The sequence below is a fragment of the Chryseobacterium sp. CY350 genome, assembly GCF_027945075.1.
In the GTDB taxonomy this organism is placed as follows: Bacteria; Bacteroidota; Bacteroidia; order Flavobacteriales; family Weeksellaceae; genus Chryseobacterium.
In genome coordinates this window covers 555,116-573,885 of record NZ_CP116034.1, presented here as the reverse complement: position 1 = coordinate 573,885, position 18,770 = coordinate 555,116, and the positions used below count along the sequence as shown (strand labels likewise).

The 18,770-nt window shown below is 34.3% G+C and carries 18 protein-coding genes; 7 read left to right on the top strand and 11 right to left on the bottom strand.

The genetic code is table 11. The features are described 5' to 3' along the window. Positions 1-95 precede the first annotated feature (95 nt). Entirely contained in the window at positions 96-674 is a 579-nt protein-coding gene (locus PGH12_RS02555) for a hypothetical protein (protein ID WP_267598896.1), read from the bottom strand. A gap of 162 nt (positions 675-836) precedes the next feature. Between PGH12_RS02555 and PGH12_RS02550 the strand changes: the two genes are divergently transcribed. After that, positions 837-2,639, top strand: coding sequence for an ABC transporter ATP-binding protein (locus PGH12_RS02550; protein ID WP_267598894.1), 1,803 nt, complete (start codon positions 837-839; stop codon positions 2,637-2,639). 344 nt (positions 2,640-2,983) lie between these two features. Here PGH12_RS02550 and PGH12_RS02545 read toward each other — a convergent pair whose 3' ends face one another. From PGH12_RS02545 to PGH12_RS02535, 3 genes are all read right to left on the bottom strand, one after another. Continuing rightward, positions 2,984-3,988, bottom strand: a complete 1,005-nt coding sequence (locus PGH12_RS02545; RefSeq protein WP_267599329.1) for a peptidylprolyl isomerase — start codon at positions 3,986-3,988, stop codon at positions 2,984-2,986. Positions 3,989-4,067: 79 nt separating this feature from the next. Then, positions 4,068-4,580: an FKBP-type peptidyl-prolyl cis-trans isomerase gene (locus PGH12_RS02540; protein ID WP_267598893.1), complete on the bottom strand. Its 513-nt coding sequence runs from the start codon at positions 4,578-4,580 to the stop codon at positions 4,068-4,070. 252 nt (positions 4,581-4,832) lie between these two features. Continuing rightward, on the bottom strand, positions 4,833-5,906 hold the full coding sequence (locus tag PGH12_RS02535) for a branched-chain amino acid aminotransferase (protein WP_267598892.1): 1,074 nt from the start codon (positions 5,904-5,906) through the stop codon (positions 4,833-4,835). 84 nt (positions 5,907-5,990) lie between these two features. Here PGH12_RS02535 and mnmC2 point away from each other — a divergent pair, with 84 nt between their 5' ends. Together mnmC2 and PGH12_RS02525 are read left to right on the top strand one after the other, a co-directional pair. Then, positions 5,991-6,665 (top strand): tRNA (5-methylaminomethyl-2-thiouridine)(34)-methyltransferase MnmC2, encoded by a 675-nt coding sequence (gene mnmC2 / locus PGH12_RS02530; RefSeq protein ID WP_267599328.1) that lies wholly within the window; start codon positions 5,991-5,993, stop codon positions 6,663-6,665. A 133-nt stretch (positions 6,666-6,798) separates the two neighbouring features. Next, positions 6,799-7,215 carry an NUDIX domain-containing protein gene (locus PGH12_RS02525; RefSeq protein WP_267598891.1) on the top strand — a complete coding sequence of 139 codons (417 nt, stop codon included), beginning with the start codon at positions 6,799-6,801 and terminating at the stop codon, positions 7,213-7,215. 19 nt (positions 7,216-7,234) lie between these two features. On the opposite strand, the gene PGH12_RS02520 is transcribed toward PGH12_RS02525, so the two are convergent. After that, a complete protein-coding gene (locus PGH12_RS02520) occupies positions 7,235-7,942 on the bottom strand; it encodes a DUF4294 domain-containing protein (protein ID WP_267598889.1) in 708 nt (235 codons plus the stop codon). 52 nt (positions 7,943-7,994) lie between these two features. Here PGH12_RS02520 and chrP point away from each other — a divergent pair, with 52 nt between their 5' ends. Beyond that, on the top strand, positions 7,995-9,071 hold the full coding sequence (gene chrP / locus PGH12_RS02515) for a chryseobasin maturation metalloprotease ChrP (protein WP_267598887.1): 1,077 nt from the start codon (positions 7,995-7,997) through the stop codon (positions 9,069-9,071). Between the two features lie 82 nt (positions 9,072-9,153). Continuing rightward, complete coding sequence (gene rpe, locus PGH12_RS02510) at positions 9,154-9,804, top strand: ribulose-phosphate 3-epimerase (protein ID WP_267598886.1); 651 nt, start codon at positions 9,154-9,156, stop codon at positions 9,802-9,804. Positions 9,805-10,169: 365 nt separating this feature from the next. Here rpe and PGH12_RS02505 read toward each other — a convergent pair whose 3' ends face one another. From PGH12_RS02505 to PGH12_RS02480, 6 genes are all read right to left on the bottom strand, one after another. Continuing rightward, entirely contained in the window at positions 10,170-10,586 is a 417-nt protein-coding gene (locus PGH12_RS02505; protein ID WP_267598884.1) for a nucleoside-diphosphate kinase, read from the bottom strand. Between the two features lie 330 nt (positions 10,587-10,916). After that, the gene (rsgA, locus tag PGH12_RS02500; RefSeq protein WP_267598882.1) at positions 10,917-11,843 is read right to left on the bottom strand and encodes a ribosome small subunit-dependent GTPase A; all 927 of its coding nucleotides are present in this window, start codon (positions 11,841-11,843) and stop codon (positions 10,917-10,919) included. Positions 11,844-11,942: 99 nt separating this feature from the next. Further along, positions 11,943-13,025, bottom strand: coding sequence for a chorismate mutase (locus PGH12_RS02495; protein WP_267598880.1), 1,083 nt, complete (start codon positions 13,023-13,025; stop codon positions 11,943-11,945). A gap of 372 nt (positions 13,026-13,397) precedes the next feature. Continuing rightward, entirely contained in the window at positions 13,398-13,784 is a 387-nt protein-coding gene (locus tag PGH12_RS02490; protein WP_267598877.1) for a DUF8439 domain-containing protein, read from the bottom strand. A 236-nt stretch (positions 13,785-14,020) separates the two neighbouring features. Then, entirely contained in the window at positions 14,021-15,106 is a 1,086-nt protein-coding gene (gene dnaX / locus PGH12_RS02485) for a DNA polymerase III subunit gamma/tau (protein WP_267598876.1), read from the bottom strand. Positions 15,107-15,192: 86 nt separating this feature from the next. Continuing rightward, positions 15,193-15,822 carry a TetR/AcrR family transcriptional regulator gene (locus PGH12_RS02480; protein WP_267598874.1) on the bottom strand — a complete coding sequence of 210 codons (630 nt, stop codon included), beginning with the start codon at positions 15,820-15,822 and terminating at the stop codon, positions 15,193-15,195. Positions 15,823-16,625: 803 nt separating this feature from the next. Between PGH12_RS02480 and PGH12_RS02475 the strand changes: the two genes are divergently transcribed. Together PGH12_RS02475 and crtID are read left to right on the top strand one after the other, a co-directional pair. Continuing rightward, positions 16,626-17,300 carry a MarR family winged helix-turn-helix transcriptional regulator gene (locus PGH12_RS02475; RefSeq protein WP_267598872.1) on the top strand — a complete coding sequence of 225 codons (675 nt, stop codon included), beginning with the start codon at positions 16,626-16,628 and terminating at the stop codon, positions 17,298-17,300. A gap of 1 nt (position 17,301) precedes the next feature. Further along, positions 17,302-18,765, top strand: a complete 1,464-nt coding sequence (gene crtID / locus PGH12_RS02470) for a bifunctional phytoene desaturase/3,4-desaturase (protein WP_267598870.1) — start codon at positions 17,302-17,304, stop codon at positions 18,763-18,765. Positions 18,766-18,770: the final 5 nt, after the last annotated feature.

Genomic DNA, 18,770 nt, shown 5'->3' with positions numbered 1-18,770 from the left:
CGCCCCTGAGAAGGGGCGGTTTTGTTATAATTAACTATTAATTAAGTCTTGATAACTTATATTTTATTTCACTAACAAATTCATTTGTTAAGTTTCTAAAGCTTATCCAAAACCTTTTTTGGCAACACCTTCACCAACCTTGTTTTGTATTCCTTATCAGCAAAAACCAGCTTCCACGTTTTTTTATCTTTAGAGGCTGCAACCATCTTCATCGGGGCGGTGATTACGTAAGAGCCTTCTTTGGTGTTATACTTTACATTGGCTTTACCATATTTTGAGGTCATCATTTCACCTATACTTTTCTTCATCTGTTCGTTCATTGCGCTTACGTCACCTTTCATTGTCAGGTAATAATTGGCAACAGAAAAATATTCGCCTGAGATCAGTTCAGGCTTTTCAATGCTTCCGAATTTCATATCTTTTACTTCAACCTTTATGAAAGGATTATTGTACGTCATATTCAAAAGCTGAGTGATTTTTTCTTTTGGTTCTACGGTAAAAAATTTAGGATAGATACACTCTACAGACTGATCTATTTTTTTGTATTTAATGGTATTCACAAAATAAACGAGAGACTTTCTGATTGCCTGATCATCGGTAGTCACCTTTGTCTGCGCAAACGAAAACCAAGTATACAAGATCAATAATGCAGTAATAAATTTGGTTTTGTACATAGTATTTTTAAAATTATTAGAAGAATTTTGTTTAAGATTTCTGGTTTCAAATATATGTAATTTTACATCTATTACATTGATAAAATCTTATGTTCTAATTCAAAATAATACCACACTCTATCCGATTTATATCCTTAATTTTGCCCCAGATTTTTAGAAAAGATGAAAACATTATTATATTATTTAAAACCACACAAATGGTTGCTTATTTTGTCATTGGTATTGGCAACGATCAATCAGGTTTTTTCTTTATTCAGCCCTGCGATTACAGGAAATATCCTCGATCAATTGGTCACCCATCCCAATCATTTTGATAAAGAAAAGAACGCAGCAAGAACGCTGGATCAATATCTCTACGGAACCGATCTGTACCACGGAGCATTTTACTTCCTGGGATTGCTGATTGGTACTGCGATGATCAGCAGAATTGCAAAAGCATTTCAGGATTACGTTGTGAATGTGATAACCCAAAAATTCGGAGCCAATATTTTCACTGACGGTCTGCAGCATTCGATGGCACTTCCCTATCAGGAATTTGAAGATCAGCGAAGTGGTGAAACGCTTTCTATCCTGACGAAAGTAAGAGAAGATTCGGTAAAATTTATCACCAACTTTATCAATATATTCTTTGGGATTCTGGTAAGTATTATTTTCGTGTCGATCTACGCCATCCGTTTGCATTGGTCGATCATGCCGGTTTATGTAGTCGGAATTTTCCTTATTGCTTTTATTACCAATTTATTAAGCAAAAAAATTAAAAATATTCAGAAAACAATCGTTACCGAAACAACAGGTTTAGCAGGAAGTACTACAGAAAGTCTGCGTAATATCGAAATTGTAAAAAGTTTAGGTTTAACGAAACAGGAAGTAAAACGTTTAAATAACAACACCTACAAAATTCTTGGGCTAGAACTTAAAAAGGTAAAAAGCATCCGCTCATTAAGTTTTATTCAGGGAACGATGGTGAATTTCCTGCAACAGCTGATTACGCTTACTCTTTTGTTTTTAATTTTCAGAAACATTGTAACTCCAGGACAATATTTATCATTAATGTTTTACGGATTTTTCATCTTCGGACCGATGCAGGAAATAGGAAACATCATTATTTCTTATCGTGAAGCTGAAGCATCGCTTCACAATTTTGATACCCTGATGAAGAAAGACGTTGAAGAAAAACCACAGAATCCTAAACAGATCGGCGCAATTAAAGCACTGGCATTTAAAAATGTTTCTTTTAAACATCAAAGTTCTTCCTATAAAGCTCTAAATGATATTTCTTTTGAAGTTAAAAACGGAGAAACCATTGCTTTTGTAGGGCCAAGCGGTTCCGGTAAAAGTACATTGGTAAAATTATTGGTCGGATTGTACAGACCTAAAGAGGGCGCGATTTTCTATAACACCATCAACGGTAATGAGTTTGATTTTGACGAACTTAGAAATCAGATAGGTTTCGTAACTCAGGATACGCAGCTTTTTGCCGGAACCATAAAAGAAAATCTCTTATTTGTAAATCCTAATGCGACGGAAGAAGATCTGGATTTAGCTTTAAAAAAATCGAGCGCAACTTCTCTCATCGCAAGAGCAGACAACGGAATCAACACGATCATCGGCGAGGGCGGACTAAAACTGAGCGGTGGCGAAAAACAAAGAATTGCCATTGCAAGAGCTTTGCTAAGAAGACCCAACTTGTTGATTTTTGATGAAGCAACATCTGCTTTAGACAGTATTACAGAAGAGGAAATCACATCAACGATAAGAGATATTTCCGAAGAAAAAGAGCAAATAACAGTATTGATTGCCCACCGACTAAGCACAATAATGCATGCTGACAGAATTTATGTTTTAGAGCGTGGCAAGGTTATTGAAACCGGTTCGCATGAGAATCTTCTCGATTTGAAAGGATTGTACTATGCAATGTGGAGACAGCAGATCGGGGAGAGAAAGGTAATTACGCAGATTGTTTAAATTAAATTTGAATTAAACAGTCTCAAAGAAAATGAGATAGCGTTCCTACGGAACGCATCTTTTTGTGGTGTTTATATCTACACAGATATTGCTCCTAACGGAGAAATTGGTATAACAAGAAATTCTCTGAAATTTATTGACTGTATTTCAATAAATTCAATTCTAATAGACTGTGAAAAGCGGTTTACTCCAGAGGAGCAAAATCTGTGTAGAATAACCTGTAACTAAAGAATGGAGCGCTATCTCAAATTAGTGAATATATTTTCGAACTTAATTACGTTAAAATATTTACACAAAAAAAGCCATCTCTCACGAGACGGCTTCCTAATTTATATCAATTTCGATTATGGAACCTTTACCAATTCTACATCGAAGATCAACCATGCATTTGGCGGAATAACTCCTCCTGCACCTCTCTCACCGTAACCCATTGCTGGTGGAATCAACAAAGTAGCAGTTTCACCTTCTTTTAACAAAAGAATTCCCTCGTCCCATCCTTTGATTACTCTTCCTGTTCCTACAGGGAATTCTAGAGGTTCATTTCTTTTAAATGAAGAATCGAATTCTGTTCCGTTGGTAAGCTTACCTGCATAATGTACCTGAACATTATCGCCAGCTTTTGGAGCTTTACCTTCAGTCTTTTTTGTTATTTTGTAATAAAGACCAGATTCGGTAACCTGCATTCCTGCTTTAAGATCTTCTATTGCTTTTTTTGCATCAGCTTCAGCTTTTTCAGCCATCGCTTTATTGTTTGCAGCGATTTTAGATTTTCCTTCAGTGAAAGTTTTTGCAGCGTCGTACCCTTTATACTCATCACCTTTGCTGAAAATGCTTACTTTTTCAAGCACAATATCAGTTTTAGGTTTATCCTGAGCACCTTTTTCTACGTTAGCAATTTTATCAATCACATCGTCACCTTTCACCACTTTTCCGAAGATCGTATGTTTGCCGTCTAACCACGGAGTCGCTATTTCAGTAATAAAAAACTGAGAACCGTTGGTATTTGGTCCCGAGTTAGCCATCGACAAAACACCTTTCCCTGTATGTTTAAGATCGTTTTTCTCGTCTTCGAATTTATATCCGGGATCGCCCATTCCTGTTCCCTGAGGATCACCTCCCTGAATCATGAAATCTTTGATTACTCTGTGAAAAATTGTTCCGTCATAGAAAGGAACTCCTTTTGCTTTAGCTTTGTTATCAATTTTACCTTCTGCAAGACCAACAAAGTTAGCCACAGTAACTGGTGATTTTTTGTCTTCAAATTTTACAATCAAGTTACCCTGAGTAGTCTGAAGATTGGCATAAAGTCCGTCTTTAAGCCCTTCGTAAGTTTCTTTGTCTACGTTCATTTTCTTATAAATTGGTGTACAACTTAGCAGCGAAACACTTGCAGCTGCCAGAATTATATTTTTGTTAAACAATTTCATTTTATAAAACTTTTAATTTAATAATTAAAGGAATATCGTTATCTATTTTATTTTCGTCTCCAAAGGTTCCGTATGCGAGTGATGACGGTACCAGCAATGTAATTTCTTCTCCGTTGTGCATATATCTCAATGCATTTTCTACTGCTTTTAATTCATCAAAATGTCCGAAACTTGCATCATTTCGCTGAATTGGTTTGTCATAAATCTTAGTCTGATCAAAATCATAAAGATCATAAGAATAAGAAATCGGCGAATCATCCGGACGTCTCTGCCTCTTATCAAACCCTTCTACCGTCGTCCAATAATTGAGCTGAGTTGGATAAAACTTTATATCCTGATTATTCACCCAATCCTGAATCTGCTTTCTCTCCAGTGCGTTAAGATTTTTCATGCGATTTCTAGAGACATCAAGATCACTCTTACTAAGAACACCACCAACAGGCGGATGTACCTGTGGAGTATTTCTTTTACAGCTTATAAGAGCTAATGCGGCAATGAGAAGTATTTTTTTCATAAAAACTTTTGCGAAAATACGCATTTCGGGAATCATTAACAAAACTTGATGAATTTATTAAAATAAAGTTTGAAAATTTTTAAAATATTAATATAATCTCAAAATTTTGTTTCTAAAAATCTCGATGATTTGATGACAACGCCGATCAATTCACTTCAAAAAAATCTGCTCAATCAGCTTAAAAATTAACCTGTAAACCAGAAAGAAAAAAAGCCAGGAAAATCCTGGCTTCATATATTATTTGATTAGAAATTAAGCTGTCTCTAAAACATCTTTTTCAACCAAAACTCTCCATCCAAAAGGATCTTCAGAATGGTTGGTCTGTAGATTCACAAGATCATTTTTCAAGGTCACTGCAAAACTTTCTTCATCTGAAAGTCTCGGCAATTCTAGTTTTTCACCATTGTAACCCAAAGCCTGAAAAACTGTGGTAACAACCGCTGTTCCTACTCCCCAAACTTCTTTCAAAGTTCCGTTTTTCTGAGCTGCAATCACGTCTTTCACCATAATTGGCTCTACTTTTATTTCGAAACCTCTTTTTTTAGCAAGTTGAATAAAGCTGTCTCTAGTAACACCGTCTAATATTTTCTCAGATGTAGGCGGCGTATAAATCGTATCGTTAATTCTTACGAAAACATTCATTGTTCCGCTTTCCTCAAAATATTCATGAGTAGCATCATCAGTCCAGATGATCTGATCATATCCTTCTTCCATTGCCAACTGCGTCGGATAAAAAGAAGCGGCATAGTTTCCCGCTGCTTTTGCAGAACCTACTCCACCGCTCGCTGCTCTTGAATAATGATCAGAAATTTTCACAGATACTGGTTCTGTATAATACATTTTTGCCGGTGTTGCCACAATTGCAAACATATATTTATTAGCAACTCTTGCTTTAAGTGCTTCTTCAGTTGCGAAAATTAAAGGTCTGATATATAAAGAATTACCTTCACCCTGAGGAATCCATTCTCTGTCGATGTTTACCAAAGCTTTAAGACCATCTAAAAAAATCTCTTCAGTTACTTCCGGCATTGCAAGACGCTTTGCAGATTTATTGATACGCTCAAAATTCTTTTCGGGCCTGAAAAGGAAAACCTGTCCGTCATTGTCTTTATAAGCTTTCATGCCTTCAAAACAAGCCTGCCCGTAATTTACACCCATCATTGCAGGAGTAAACAAAAGAGGACCGTAAGGAACCAATTTCACATCGCCCCATTTACCGTCTTCATATTCACAGATGATCATGTGATCACTGAAAGTATTTCCAAACGAAAAATTATTGGGATCGAAAGTAGAAATTCTAGAGTTTTCTGTTTTTTGAATTATCATTTCTTAAAATTTTTATGATGTTCTACAAATTTAACATAATTTTCCAAATATAAAAATTTTGAAGTAAATTTGAAAAAAAATACTTTGGACAGAGAAATCAGGACAACAAACGACGGCAGCAAAACATTGTTTATCAGTGATTTAAATGAAAATTACCATTCTCATCACGGTGCGTTACAGGAAGCTGAACACGTGTTTATTAAAAACGGATTAAATCTAATAAATGATTACGAAATTAACATTTTAGAACTCGGTTTTGGAACAGGTTTAAACGTTTTAGTTACAATTAATGAATATTTAAAAACTGACAAAAATCATATCATCAATTATTATACGCTCGAAAAATATCCGATAAATGACCACGAGATTGAGAGTTTAGCTTATTTCGACCATTTTGATAACACAGAATTAAAAAATATTTATCGAAAAATTCATCAAACTGACTGGGAAAAATCGGTAGAAATTACTAAGGGTTTTAATCTTAAAAAGATTCAATGCGACTTCTTTGATCTGAAAAATATTGAATTACCTGATATAAGCCTGGTTTATTATGACTGTTTTGGAGCGAGAGTGCAGCCTGATCTTTGGGAAAAGCCTTTATTTGAAATGGTTGCAGATAAGATGAAAATCAACGGACTCTTAACAACATATTCATCGAAAGGCAGTGTCCGCAGAATTTTAAAAGAGCTCAATTTTGACGTGCAAAAAAAACAGGGACCACCGGGAAAAAGAGAAATGATCAATGCAATAAAGTTATAAATTACAGGAAATAAATTATTAGTAATAGTGGGTACTCTAATAAGAACTACATATTTTGAAAACTCATAATTCGTCTGTGATAACTCTTAACTTTTAACTATTTTCCCTATTTTAGCTTTACAAAATATGAAATATGATAGATAAGATTAACGTGAGAGTTTATGCTTGTGCGGTAAAAGACAATAAAGTCCTGACTCTATTTGAAGAATATGCTGGACAGCCTTTATTAAAATTTCCAGGTGGAGGATTGGAATTTGGCGAAGGCTTGACCGAATGTCTTCACCGTGAATTTGATGAAGAGCTAAATGTAAAAATTGAAATAATAGAACATCTTTATACTCAGGAAGATTTTTTGGTTTCAAGATTCCGGGAAAACGAACAACTCCTTACTATATATTATATGGTCAAAATCACGAATGAAGAAGATTTTTTAATTCTTGATCCCTGTATAGAAAGAACTGAATGGCTTCCTTTGAACACTGAAATCAATCCTTTTACACTGCCTGTTGATAAAATCGTTTTTGATAAATTAAAAGAAAAATTCCTGTAAAAATTTACAGGAATTTATTTTATGGAGAAACTTTAAAATCTTTCGCTCCGAGATAAGGTTGTAAATAACCTGAATTCCAATTGGATTGTAATAAAGATTCTAAAAATTCATCCGTTCTGTTTTTATGTGGATTATATTGATCCTTAAGATCGATATTTGCCATTTTGCCTTTCACATTCCACCAAAATGCACTCCATCCGCCACGCATTTCTTTAATGATTTCGAAAACATTTTTACCCGTTGCGCGATTCATCAGTTTTGCAAAAACCTGCCCTTCAGTAGTCGTAAGATCTCTCAGCTGCTTTTCATATTGATCTGCCAGCATATTTTGTCGGTCTTTCACATATTTTCTTTTAGCAGAAGTATCCATTACCAACATTTCTTTTTGAATGTCACGGTACTGTTGCAAAGCAGTTAAAAACAAAGGATAAACCCTGTATAATTTTTTATTGAGAAAAAGATAGTAGTTTTTGTCTAGTTGATTATTAAATTTTGGCTTATTAAGCAAAACCAATTCATCCATTACCACGACAGTCTCGCCATTGATCTCGTAGATCTTAGCTTTTTGTCTCTCATCGTAGAAAAACTTATTTCCAAATTCATCAGTCTTTAATTGATCTTGCGGATATTGGCTAAGAGGCTTTGCAATAACAGAATCTCTCTGCTGACCGAAGATGATCACGCTAAAAAAGACAAGAAAAAGGAAGGTGAATTTATGAAATTTCATTATTTTTACACGTATTATAACGAAATTTAACTACAAAAATCATTCCTTAAATATGAAATTCGAGAAGAAATCTTTGAAATTTTTAGAGAAATATTTAAATACTTCATCGCCAACAGGCTACGAACACAAAGGCCAGGAAGTCTGGATGAATTACATCACTCCCTACGTAGATAAAATAGAAGTTGATCACTATGGAACTTGCTATGGAATCATCAATCCTGAAGCTGAATTTAAGGTGGTCATTGAAGCTCACGCAGATGAAATTTCGTGGTACGTCAATTACATTACAGATGACGGGCTTATTTATGTCATTAGAAACGGCGGCTCAGATCAAACGATCGCTCCTTCTAAAATCGTACATATTCACGGTGAAAAAGGCATAGTAAAAGGTGTTTTCGGTTGGCCTGCGATTCATACAAGAGGCGCAAATCAAGACGAGCCGACACCAAAAATTGAAAATATCTTCATCGATTGTGGAGCTACAAGTAAACAGGAAGTGGAAGATTTAGGAATTTTTGTAGGATGCATGATTACGTATCCTGATGAATTTTTCGAAATGAATGACCGCTATTTTGTTTGCAGAGCTTTAGACAACCGAATTGGTGGATTTATGATCGCTGAAGTTGCGAGACTTTTAAAGGAGAACAAAAAACAACTTCCGTTTGGTCTTTATATTACCAATTCTGTACAGGAAGAAGTTGGGTTGTACGGTGCAGATATGATTGCAGATACCATTAAACCAAATATAGCAATTGTAACCGATGTTACTCACGATACAACAACACCGATGATCGAAAAGAAAAAAGAGGGTGACCAAAAATGCGGTAACGGCCCCGTTGTTTTCTTCGCACCAAGCGTTCATCACATCATCCGAGAGCTCATTATTGACACTGCAAAAAAGAAAGAAATCCCTTATCAAAGAGCCGCAGCAAGCAGAGCAACAGGTACAGACACCGATGCTTTTGCACATTCTAACGGTGGCGTACCAAGTGCATTAATCTCTCTGCCTTTAAGATACATGCATACTACGGTAGAAATGGTTTCGAAAGAAGATGTAGGAAATGTGATTCAATTGATTTACGAAACTCTTCTTAATATTCAGCCTGAAATGAAACTGAAATATCATTAATAGAAATAAAAGAACAGAAAGAAAGACTTTAAATTTCTTCATACTTGTTCAGAAAGTCTAATATTAAGTATAAAAGTAAAAAATGAAAACTAAGCTAATTGCTCCTTCCCTATTATCCGCAGACTTTGGGAATCTGCAAAGAGATATCGAAATGCTCAATAATTCACAAGCCGATTGGTTGCATGTTGATGTAATGGATGGAAGATTTGTTCCTAATATTTCTTTCGGGTTTCCGGTGATGAAAACCATTCAGCAGCACGCAAAAAAATTCATAGATGTGCATTTAATGATCGTTGAGCCTGAAAAATACGTGGAAGAATTCATCGATTACGGTGCAGATTTAGTTTCGATACATTACGAAGCGTGTACACATCTTCACAGAACAATTAATTTAATTCAAAGTAAAGGTGCAAAAGCCGGAGTTGTTCTAAATCCTTCTACGCCTGTTTTAATGCTGGAAGATATTATAGCTGATGTTGATTTAGTATTATTAATGAGTGTAAATCCCGGGTTTGGAGGGCAAAAGTTTATTGAAAATACGTACAAGAAAATCGCAGAAACCAAAGATTTAATTTTAAGCAATAATTCTACAGCATTGATCGAAATTGACGGTGGTGTAAATCTTGATAATGCATCTAAACTTTTTGAAGCCGGAGCGGATGTATTGGTTGCGGGGAATGCCGTTTTCTCTACAGAAAATCCTGAACGAACTATCGAACTCCTTAAAGTATAAATCACACAAAAAGCAGCCAATGAAAGCTGCTATTTGTTCTCAGGTTAAGAGTAAATATGGTTATTAGTTCTATTAGTTAATGATGTTCAGTTAACGATGCCTAGTTGTTAATTTGAGTCTCTTTTTAACTGATGTAAAGATCGCACTTTATTTAAAACAAAAACATCCGTAAAAACACGGTATTTTCATGATAAAAAAATATTTTATTTAATTATCAATTGATATTAAAGTATGATTCGCATTTTGACAAATATGACCATGTATTTTAGTGAATTTGAAAAATAGAAATTGTAGAAACATCTCAAACTTAATGTCAAAAAAAAATCCGGAAGAAATATCCGGATTTTTATATTTTAAGATTTTAGTTAAAAAATCTCTCTTCCTGAAAAATGGAATTGCGCTTCAATAAGAGCATTCTCATCAGAATCTGATCCATGTACAGCATTTTCTCCGATGCTTCTGGCAAACATTTTTCGGATAGTTCCGTCAGCAGCTTCAGCAGGATTTGTTGCTCCAATTAAAGTTCTGAAATCCTCAACAGCGTTGTCTTTTTCTAAAACAGCAGCAACGATCGGTCCTGAACTCATGAAGTCTACCAATTCTCCGTAGAACGGTCTTTCTGCATGTACCTCATAGAATTTTTTTGCATCAGCAACAGTAAGCTGAGTTAATTTTAGAGCTTTAACTTTAAAACCTCCTTCTGAAATTTTTCCTAAAATCGCACCGATATGTCCATCTGCAACAGCATCAGGCTTAATCATAGTGAACGTAATGTTTGACATAAATGTATATTTTTTTGAATGGCACAAAATTACAAAAAATATCTAAATTAAATTTTTAATTTTTTTTAACATAATATAACGCTTTTTAAGAAAAATAATTTTTTCTTTTGGCATGCTAATTGCAACTATATTTTCGATTCTCATGTTTAATTTGAGTTTTCATGGTTATTAGTTTTTACCCAGCTTCGGCTGGGTTTTTTATTTGCAAAAATAACCACTATTTCTTAAATATATCGTAATTCTATTTGATCTCGCAAATAACATGCACAATATATTGCTTCAATTGTAAGCAATTGAACAAAATAGAAATTTATATTTGGGATCGAAAAGTTAGTTTTGAAAATTTTCTTCAGCCTCTTCCATCAGTTTGATGTAGGTAGAATATCGAGAATATTGAATTTCACCTGTTTCTAAAGCCGCCACAACAGCACATTTGGGTTCATTGATGTGCATGCAATTATGAAATTTACATTCTTTTCTTTTTCTGAATATCTCTGGAAAATAATGCTGCACTTCTTCTTTCTCAATATCGATCATTGCAAATTCCCTTACTCCAGGTGTATCAATAACATTTCCGCCAAAGTGCCAGAAATGCATTTGCGCAAAAGTTGTTGTGTGTTTCCCTTTAAGATGTGTGTCCGAAATTTCCGAAGTACGAAGATTGAGATCCGGCTGTAAAGCATTTACCAATGTTGATTTTCCACATCCTGAATGTCCGAAAAACACAGAAGTCTGATCTTTCAAAACTTCCTGCAAATCTTCGAGATTCAATTTTGAATATGAAGAAATTTCTAAACTGTCGTATCCTATTTCCTGATACAGAAACTGAATGTCTTTTACAACTTCTATTTCCTCCTCGTTCAGCACATCAATTTTATTAAAAAGAATAAGAGGTTTTATGTTGTAAGCTTCACAACAAGCGAGAAAACGATCGAGAAACCCGAAAGATGTTTCAGGATGCTTCAAAGTAAAAATGAAACATGCTATATCTATATTCGAGGCAATTATGTGAGCTTCTTTTGAAAGATTGACTGCTTTTCGGATGAGATAATTGCTGCGAGGTTCAATCTTTGTAATCCACGCAATATCATCCTGTTCCAATTGAAATTCAACAAAATCTCCCACAGCAAGAGGATTGGTGAGTCTGGTTTTGATCAGTTTAAATTTTCCACGAATTCTCGCCTCAAAAATTTTACCGGTTTCCATTTCCAAAACCTGATACCAGCTTCCTGTAGATTTAATGATTTTTCCTTTCATATATATGAATGCAAATATAAGAATTTAGGATTTAGGTAACAGGAATTAGTTTAAGCTTAAATTACCAATCTTAATCTCACCCTGTTACCTACTTCCTGATTATATTTTGTCAGTCATAATATTATTTTGTTTTTCAATAGATTCTTCGTGAATCGCCTTGAAAACTTTCTCAATAAAATCTTGTGACATTCCCGTTTCTTTGGCTTTTTGTACAGCATATTCTGTAATTACCTTCCAACGTTCCGGCTGAAAGATGGCAATGTCGTTCTCTTTTTTCAGCTTTCCAATCTGTTCAGAAATCTGCATTCTCTGGGCAAGCAACTCAATCATTTGAAAATCTAAATCTGAAATCAAAGTTCTGTGTCGTCCCATCACATCGTCAAAACCTGCCAAATCTGAATTTCTCACTTTTAAATTTAAAATCAGATCTGCTAAAACTTCAGGCGTGATCTGTTGTGAGGCATCACTCCAGGCCTCATCAGGATTTGAGTGAGTTTCAATAATTGCACCTTGATATCCTACGTTTAGTGCTTCCTGGGTAATATCTGCAAGCCCTGTTCTATTACCGCAGATGTGAGAAGGATCTACAAGCATCGGAATATTTGGATATTGGCTTTTAAAATCTAAAGCAATCTGCCAATTGGGATTATTTCTGTATTTTGTTTTTTGGTAAGTTGAAAATCCACGGTGAATGACGCCCAAATTTTTAATATCCTGTCCTAAAAGCCTTTCCAAAGCGCCAATCCACAATGCTAAATCCGGATTAACAGGATTTTTTACCAAAACTGTTTTTTCCGTTCCTCTTAAAGCTTCAGCGATCTCTTGCACAGTGAAAGGGTTTACTGTTGATCGTGCACCAATCCACAAAATATCTACATCTGCTTCCAAAGCTGCGGCAACGTGATGTGCATTGGCAACTTCTGTAGCAGTTTTAAAACCGTATTCATGCTTTACTTTCTTCAACCAGTTTAAACCAATTACACCAACGCCTTCAAAACCATTCGGTTTTGTTCTCGGTTTCCAGATACCGGCTCTAAAAATCGGCACCTGCGCATTCGTATCTTTTATTCTTTTAGCTGTTTCAAGCATTTGGGATTCGCTTTCTGCACTGCATGGCCCTGCGATCATCATAGGTTGTGGAAATTCCGCAATCCAGTCGTTTTTTAATTCTTTTAAATTCATATTGTAAGTATTTTTATTAAGTGATGTACATCAACGCGAGCTTCCTTATAAAGAGACTTTATAATTCTTTTCAAAAAATGATGTACAACGTTGTTTTTAAATCAGGAAAGGAAATTATTATTTTCCTATTTTTTTTGAGAAAGAAAATTCAGTTAACTATACCAATAAAATCGATAATACGTTCTAAAATTTCTGTAGTAATAAAATGAAAAACTAAAATAACTGCTAAAGAAATTAGCAGGTGTAAAATTAGACAGGTTTGGGAATACTAATTTTTCCACTTTGAATATTGATAAGTATATTTTTAGTTTTAAAGTAAAATATTAGCGCGCGAAAATAGTTTCTGGCTAATTATTCCACAAATATATAAAATTAAGTTAAATCAAACTTCATTAAATCATCAAGATCTTTAAGTAATGGGTTTATTTCGGTAAATTTTTCAAATATTTTCTTTGTGGTAAGCACTTCCTGTCGCAAATTCTGAGGCTCATGCTTAAAATCAAATACGATTGAGTGATTATTGACCTTGTGTCTGAAGTGATTGAAAAACTCTGGACTCACCTTATCAAATTCTGATTTTGCTGAACTTGAAGGGTACTGAATCTCGATTTTCTTCTCATCGACCTTTAATAGCTTAAAAGATTTAATGGCACTATGAACAACAGGATCTGTAGTTTTTAGCTGCATGAGTAGTAAATTCCATTCTGCCTGAAGATCCGTTTCAGTGAAATGCTGTTCCTGCAATTGATCATTCTTCACCGCAACAGTTTCTACCGTTTCCTGCGTTTCTTCCCTATTAATAAACGAATTGATACTAAAAGCAGATGAAACTTTTGGTCTTGAAAGCGGCTTTGAAGCAGTTTTGATTACAGCCTCCGGAGAAGCTAAGGGAGAAGTTTGTGCTTCTTTTACACTTTCTATTTTTTCTTCCTTTTTTTCCTGAACTTCGGATGGTAATTTTACAGCTTGTTTTTCATGAAGAAAAGGAGCTAATATTATGAACTTTTTTTTTTAGCAAAATCTCCTGCCGCCGATAGAGATGCCAATTGCATTAAAGCGATCTCCACTGTTAATCTGGGATTTTTTGAATTCTTATAATTAATATCTGCATGATTACAAATTTCAATTGCATCTATCAATTGCTGGGCGTTCCACTTTTGAGCCTGATCAACAAATTTAGATTTTGTCTTTTCGCCTACTTCAATCAGATCAATCGTTGATGAGTTTTGAGCCATCATTAAATCTCTGAAATGATTTCCGAGGCCAGCAATAAAAATATGCGGATCGAAACCTCTTTTTACAATTTCATTAAAGGCAAAAAGAACATCTGGAATCTTACTCTCTTTTGCAAAATCGACAATTTTAAGATATTGATCATAATCAAGAATATTGAGAACTTCTGCAGCTTTTGCTAGAGTAATATTTTTTTGAGAAAAAGTTGATAGTCTGTCAAAAATCGAAAGAGCATCTCTTAAAGCACCATCTGCCTTTTGAGCGATCAGATATAAGGCATCGTCTTCATACCTGATATTTTCTTTCTCAGCAATACCTCTCAGATGTTCCTGAATATCAAGAATTGTAATTCTCTTAAAATCATAGATTTGACATCGGGACAAAATCGTTGGTATGATCTTATGCTTTTCTGTAGTCGCAAGAATGAATATTGCATGAGCAGGCGGCTCTTCCAAAGTTTTCAAAAATGCATTAAAAGCTGCTGAAGACAACATGTGCACCTCGTCAATAATATACACTTTGTACTGACCAACCTGTGGCGCAAAACGTACCTGATCGATCAATTCGCGAATATCATCAACAGAGTTATTAGAAGCCGCATCTAATTCATAAATATTATATGCAAAACCATCTTCCGAAACTGAACCGTCTTTTTCGTTGATTTTTCGGGCTAAAATTCGGGCACAAGTTGTCTTTCCCACTCCACGTGGGCCACAGAAAAGCAGAGCCTGCGCCAGCTGATTTTCTTCAATGGCATGCTCTAACGTATCTGTAATATGAGATTGCCCAACAACGGTATTAAACTGTTGCGGACGGTATTTTCTTGCAGATACGATGAAATTTTCCATAGCCCAAAAGTAAGAAATATTGTTCTAATTTGAAAGTATAATTTTCAAATTCAGATTCAATCTAACACCATTGTTACAAAAGGTAATTATTTCTTCGAATAAGCAAAATCAATGATATCGACGATCGCTTTCTCAATTTTCTTCCTTCCGTCTTCGCTTTTGGTGTCTATTCCGCAGAATGTAGTGCCGTTGTAAGCAGTGTAAAGATTTAGATGGTATATTCCTGCTACTAATAAAGCAGTAATTGCTCTATATTCATCGGATGATTCACCAAAATGAGGGTCAGTAATATTGGTAAAAAGGCCTTCACCAATCTCTTCTCTTTGCTCAAATAACTTTTTAAGAATTGGTCTGCTTTCAGAAAGTTCCCAAACGACGATCTTTTGAAGTTCTTTATTTTTTCTAAGACTTTCATACTGGTTCAGCAAAGCCATTTTAGACATTTCTTTTCCACCGTCAGAAAGATCGACATTCATCTCCTTTTCGTCAACTTTACTCCAGTAATCCTGAGATCTTATATATTCGTCAATAAGTTTGTCTGTGCTACCAAAATATTCGTAGATCAACTTTTTATCAAAGCCGGCTACAGCAGCAATTTTACTGACCATTAATCCTGAGTAACCTTTGGTTTTCAGAATTTTACCAACTGCATTCAGCAGTTTTTGTTTTGTTTTCTCCTTATCCCTGATGGGACCTTGTACAACTTTTCTAGGCATCGTTTATTATTTAAAACTGCAATAAGCAGTCGATTTATTTTCATTAAAAATAAAAAGTGAAATTCGCAAGATATATTATTGAGTATAATTATCTGCACACATCACCATTTTCCCGTCAAAAAAATAAGAAGTTCTAAATTTCCCACTTTCTTGAAAAGATTTATAATAAATACGATATTAATATTGTTTTGGATTTGGTTGGCTCTGAAATACTAAAATAAAATTCAACTCAGCTTAATTACCAAAATTGTCAACAAAAATTTTTATATTTTAATCGTTAGTTTGTTATTCACGATATAATAAAAACTATTTAAAGATTTGAACCTTAGTATTTCATTTAAGGTAGTTTTTTCGTCACTAAAATTATACCAAATATTATTAACAGTAAAATTTAATTAAAATTTAATTTAAAATAAATTTATGGCTTATCAAATTTACTCATATTATTTTCATTATCTACACATAAAAACAGATAATAATATATCAATATTATCAAAGTATGATATGGTAATATTTTGCTTTCTATAAAATCCGTCGTCATCTTAATTGATAAAAATTATACAAAACAATTTTTCAATTTAAAGATTTTGATTATTAAAAAAGCAATTTAGTATTTCATATTTCATTTCATCCAATTCATAAATCGAGTTATGAATAGATTGTGGTAAAAATAAGATGAATTCTTGATTCTTTTAATAATTATATTCATTTATGTCAAATTTGGAATCTTTTTTGATAGTGATTAAAATATAAATAAACCTTAAATTAAAATTATAGTATATTTATATACTAAATTTACGCAGATGGATTTTGATTTAATTAAAGATGCGGTTTCCCTTATAGAAGAATTCAAACAACAAAACAAAGATTCTTCTTATCCCTCAACTGTTGAGGGTTTTAAAGCATGGATATTTGATCAGGAATTTGAGAGAACAAAATCTGAAGAAATAACAACTGACTGGGAAGGTAAACAACAAGGCAGAAGCCCAGAAAGTGCGATCAGCACGCTTCTAATTCATTTGACAAGATACGCAAAATCATATTCGAAGTCTGCCATTTCAGGATCGGAATTCTCGACGCAGGAAGATTTCATTTACCTTATTAATCTAAAAGTTTTTGGTGCGATGTCTAAAATTGACCTGATCAAAAAAAACATTCATGAAAAGCCTGTTGGCACTCTTATCATCAACAGACTTTTGAAAAAGGGATGGATAAAACAAAGCGATTCTGTGGAAGATAAAAGAATAAAAATCATAGAAGTAACTCAAAAAGGACTAAAAACCCTAGATAAACAAATGGATCAAATACGTAAAGCTACCAAAATTGTTTCCGGAAATCTCAGCCATGCAGAAAAGATGGAGCTGATTCGTATTCTGAATAAGCTAGACCAATTTCACCATCCTATTTACCACAGAAACATAGACAGCAAAGATCTTATAGCAACAGTTTACAAAGATTTCTCAATAGAAAATAATTAGTATGAAGAAAATAGCGATTATAGGATCAGGATTTTCAGGATTATCTGCCGCAGCATACAGCGCAAAACAAGGAAATGAGGTGCATGTCTTTGAGAAAAACAGCAGCCTTGGCGGAAGAGCAAGAAAATTCGTCACCGATAACGGATATGTTTTCGATATGGGACCAAGTTGGTACTGGATGCCTGATATCATTGAAGATTTCTTCAAAGATTTTGGTAAAAAAACGTCAGATTACTTTGAATTGCAGCCTTTGAATCCGCAATTTGAAATGGTTTTTTCTGAAGGTACTATGCAGATCCCTCATGACTATCAAGAGATGAAAAATCTTTTTGAAGCTACAGAAATCGGTGCAGGTGTTAAACTTGACGAATTCATGAACGACGCACAATATAAGTATGAGGTTGGTATGAAAGAATTTGTACATAAACCCTGCCATTCATGGTTTGAATTTGTTTCGCCGAAGATCGCTAAAAGTGCTTTAAAATTAGATCTATTATCAAATTTTCATCGGTTCGTACGTAAATATTTTAAGGATCCCAAACTAATTATGTTGATGGAATTTCCTGTGATTTTTCTTGGTGCCGCGCCAAAAAATATTCCCGCATTATACAGTTTAATGAATTACGGAGGTTACAAACTCGGCACGTGGTATCCTATGGGAGGGTTTTCAAAAATAATTGATGCGATGGCAGATATTGCTAAAACACAGGGAGTTAAATTTCATTTAAATTCCGGAGTTGAGTCTATAAAAATTGATCAAAACAAAGCAAAAGCAATTTCAGTAAATGGAGAAGAAATACAGTTTGATACTGTTATTGCGTCTTCAGATTATCATCATACAGAAAATAAGCTGATTGAAGAAAAGTATAGAAATTACACAGAAGAATACTGGAAAAAACGAACTTTTGCTCCTTCATGTCTCATCTATTATTTAGGGTTTAAAGAAAAAATCCCTCATTTAAAACATCATACGTTGTTTTTTGAAAATGATCTGGATCTTCATACCACAGAAATTTATGACGATAAAAAGTGGCCTACAAAACCTTTGTTTTATGTTTGCTGTCCGTCAAAAACTGACCAAAGTGTAGCTCCGGAAAATTGTGAAAACGTTTTTCTTCTGATGCCTGTAGCAACAGGATTGGATGACAGTGAAGAAACAAGAGAAAAATATTTTGATGAAATGGTTCTCCGGTTAGAAAAACATACCGGAGCTTTAGATTTAAAATCAAAATTAGATTATAAAAAGAGCTACTGCATAAAAGATTTTAAAGAAGACTACAATGCTTATGAAGGTAATGCGTACGGTTTGGCAAATACTCTTTCTCAAACAGCAGTACTGAAACCTTCATTGAAAAATAAAAAAGTAAGCAATTTATTTTATACAGGACAGTTGACGGTTCCGGGACCGGGAGTTCCGCCATCAATCATTTCAGGAAAAATAGCCGCCATGGAAGCCAATAAATAACCAGG

Excerpts from the sequence above, each read along its gene's own strand:
- PGH12_RS02555 (WP_267598896.1), bottom strand. The coding sequence starts at position 674 with ATGTACAAAACCAAATTTATTACTGCATTATTGATCTTGTATACTTGG.
- PGH12_RS02550 (WP_267598894.1), top strand. The coding sequence starts at position 837 with ATGAAAACATTATTATATTATTTAAAACCACACAAATGGTTGCTTATT.
- PGH12_RS02545 (WP_267599329.1), bottom strand. The coding sequence starts at position 3,988 with ATGAACGTAGACAAAGAAACTTACGAAGGGCTTAAAGACGGACTTTAT.
- PGH12_RS02540 (WP_267598893.1), bottom strand. The coding sequence starts at position 4,580 with ATGAAAAAAATACTTCTCATTGCCGCATTAGCTCTTATAAGCTGTAAA.
- PGH12_RS02535 (WP_267598892.1), bottom strand. The coding sequence starts at position 5,906 with ATGATAATTCAAAAAACAGAAAACTCTAGAATTTCTACTTTCGATCCC.
- PGH12_RS02525 (WP_267598891.1), top strand. The coding sequence starts at position 6,799 with ATGATAGATAAGATTAACGTGAGAGTTTATGCTTGTGCGGTAAAAGAC.
- PGH12_RS02520 (WP_267598889.1), bottom strand. The coding sequence starts at position 7,942 with ATGAAATTTCATAAATTCACCTTCCTTTTTCTTGTCTTTTTTAGCGTG.
- chrP (WP_267598887.1), top strand. The coding sequence starts at position 7,995 with ATGAAATTCGAGAAGAAATCTTTGAAATTTTTAGAGAAATATTTAAAT.
- rpe (WP_267598886.1), top strand. The coding sequence starts at position 9,154 with ATGAAAACTAAGCTAATTGCTCCTTCCCTATTATCCGCAGACTTTGGG.
- PGH12_RS02505 (WP_267598884.1), bottom strand. The coding sequence starts at position 10,586 with ATGTCAAACATTACGTTCACTATGATTAAGCCTGATGCTGTTGCAGAT.
- rsgA (WP_267598882.1), bottom strand. The coding sequence starts at position 11,843 with ATGAAAGGAAAAATCATTAAATCTACAGGAAGCTGGTATCAGGTTTTG.
- PGH12_RS02495 (WP_267598880.1), bottom strand. The coding sequence starts at position 13,025 with ATGAATTTAAAAGAATTAAAAAACGACTGGATTGCGGAATTTCCACAA.
- dnaX (WP_267598876.1), bottom strand. The coding sequence starts at position 15,106 with ATGGAAAATTTCATCGTATCTGCAAGAAAATACCGTCCGCAACAGTTT.
- PGH12_RS02480 (WP_267598874.1), bottom strand. The coding sequence starts at position 15,822 with ATGCCTAGAAAAGTTGTACAAGGTCCCATCAGGGATAAGGAGAAAACA.
- PGH12_RS02475 (WP_267598872.1), top strand. The coding sequence starts at position 16,626 with ATGGATTTTGATTTAATTAAAGATGCGGTTTCCCTTATAGAAGAATTC.
- crtID (WP_267598870.1), top strand. The coding sequence starts at position 17,302 with ATGAAGAAAATAGCGATTATAGGATCAGGATTTTCAGGATTATCTGCC.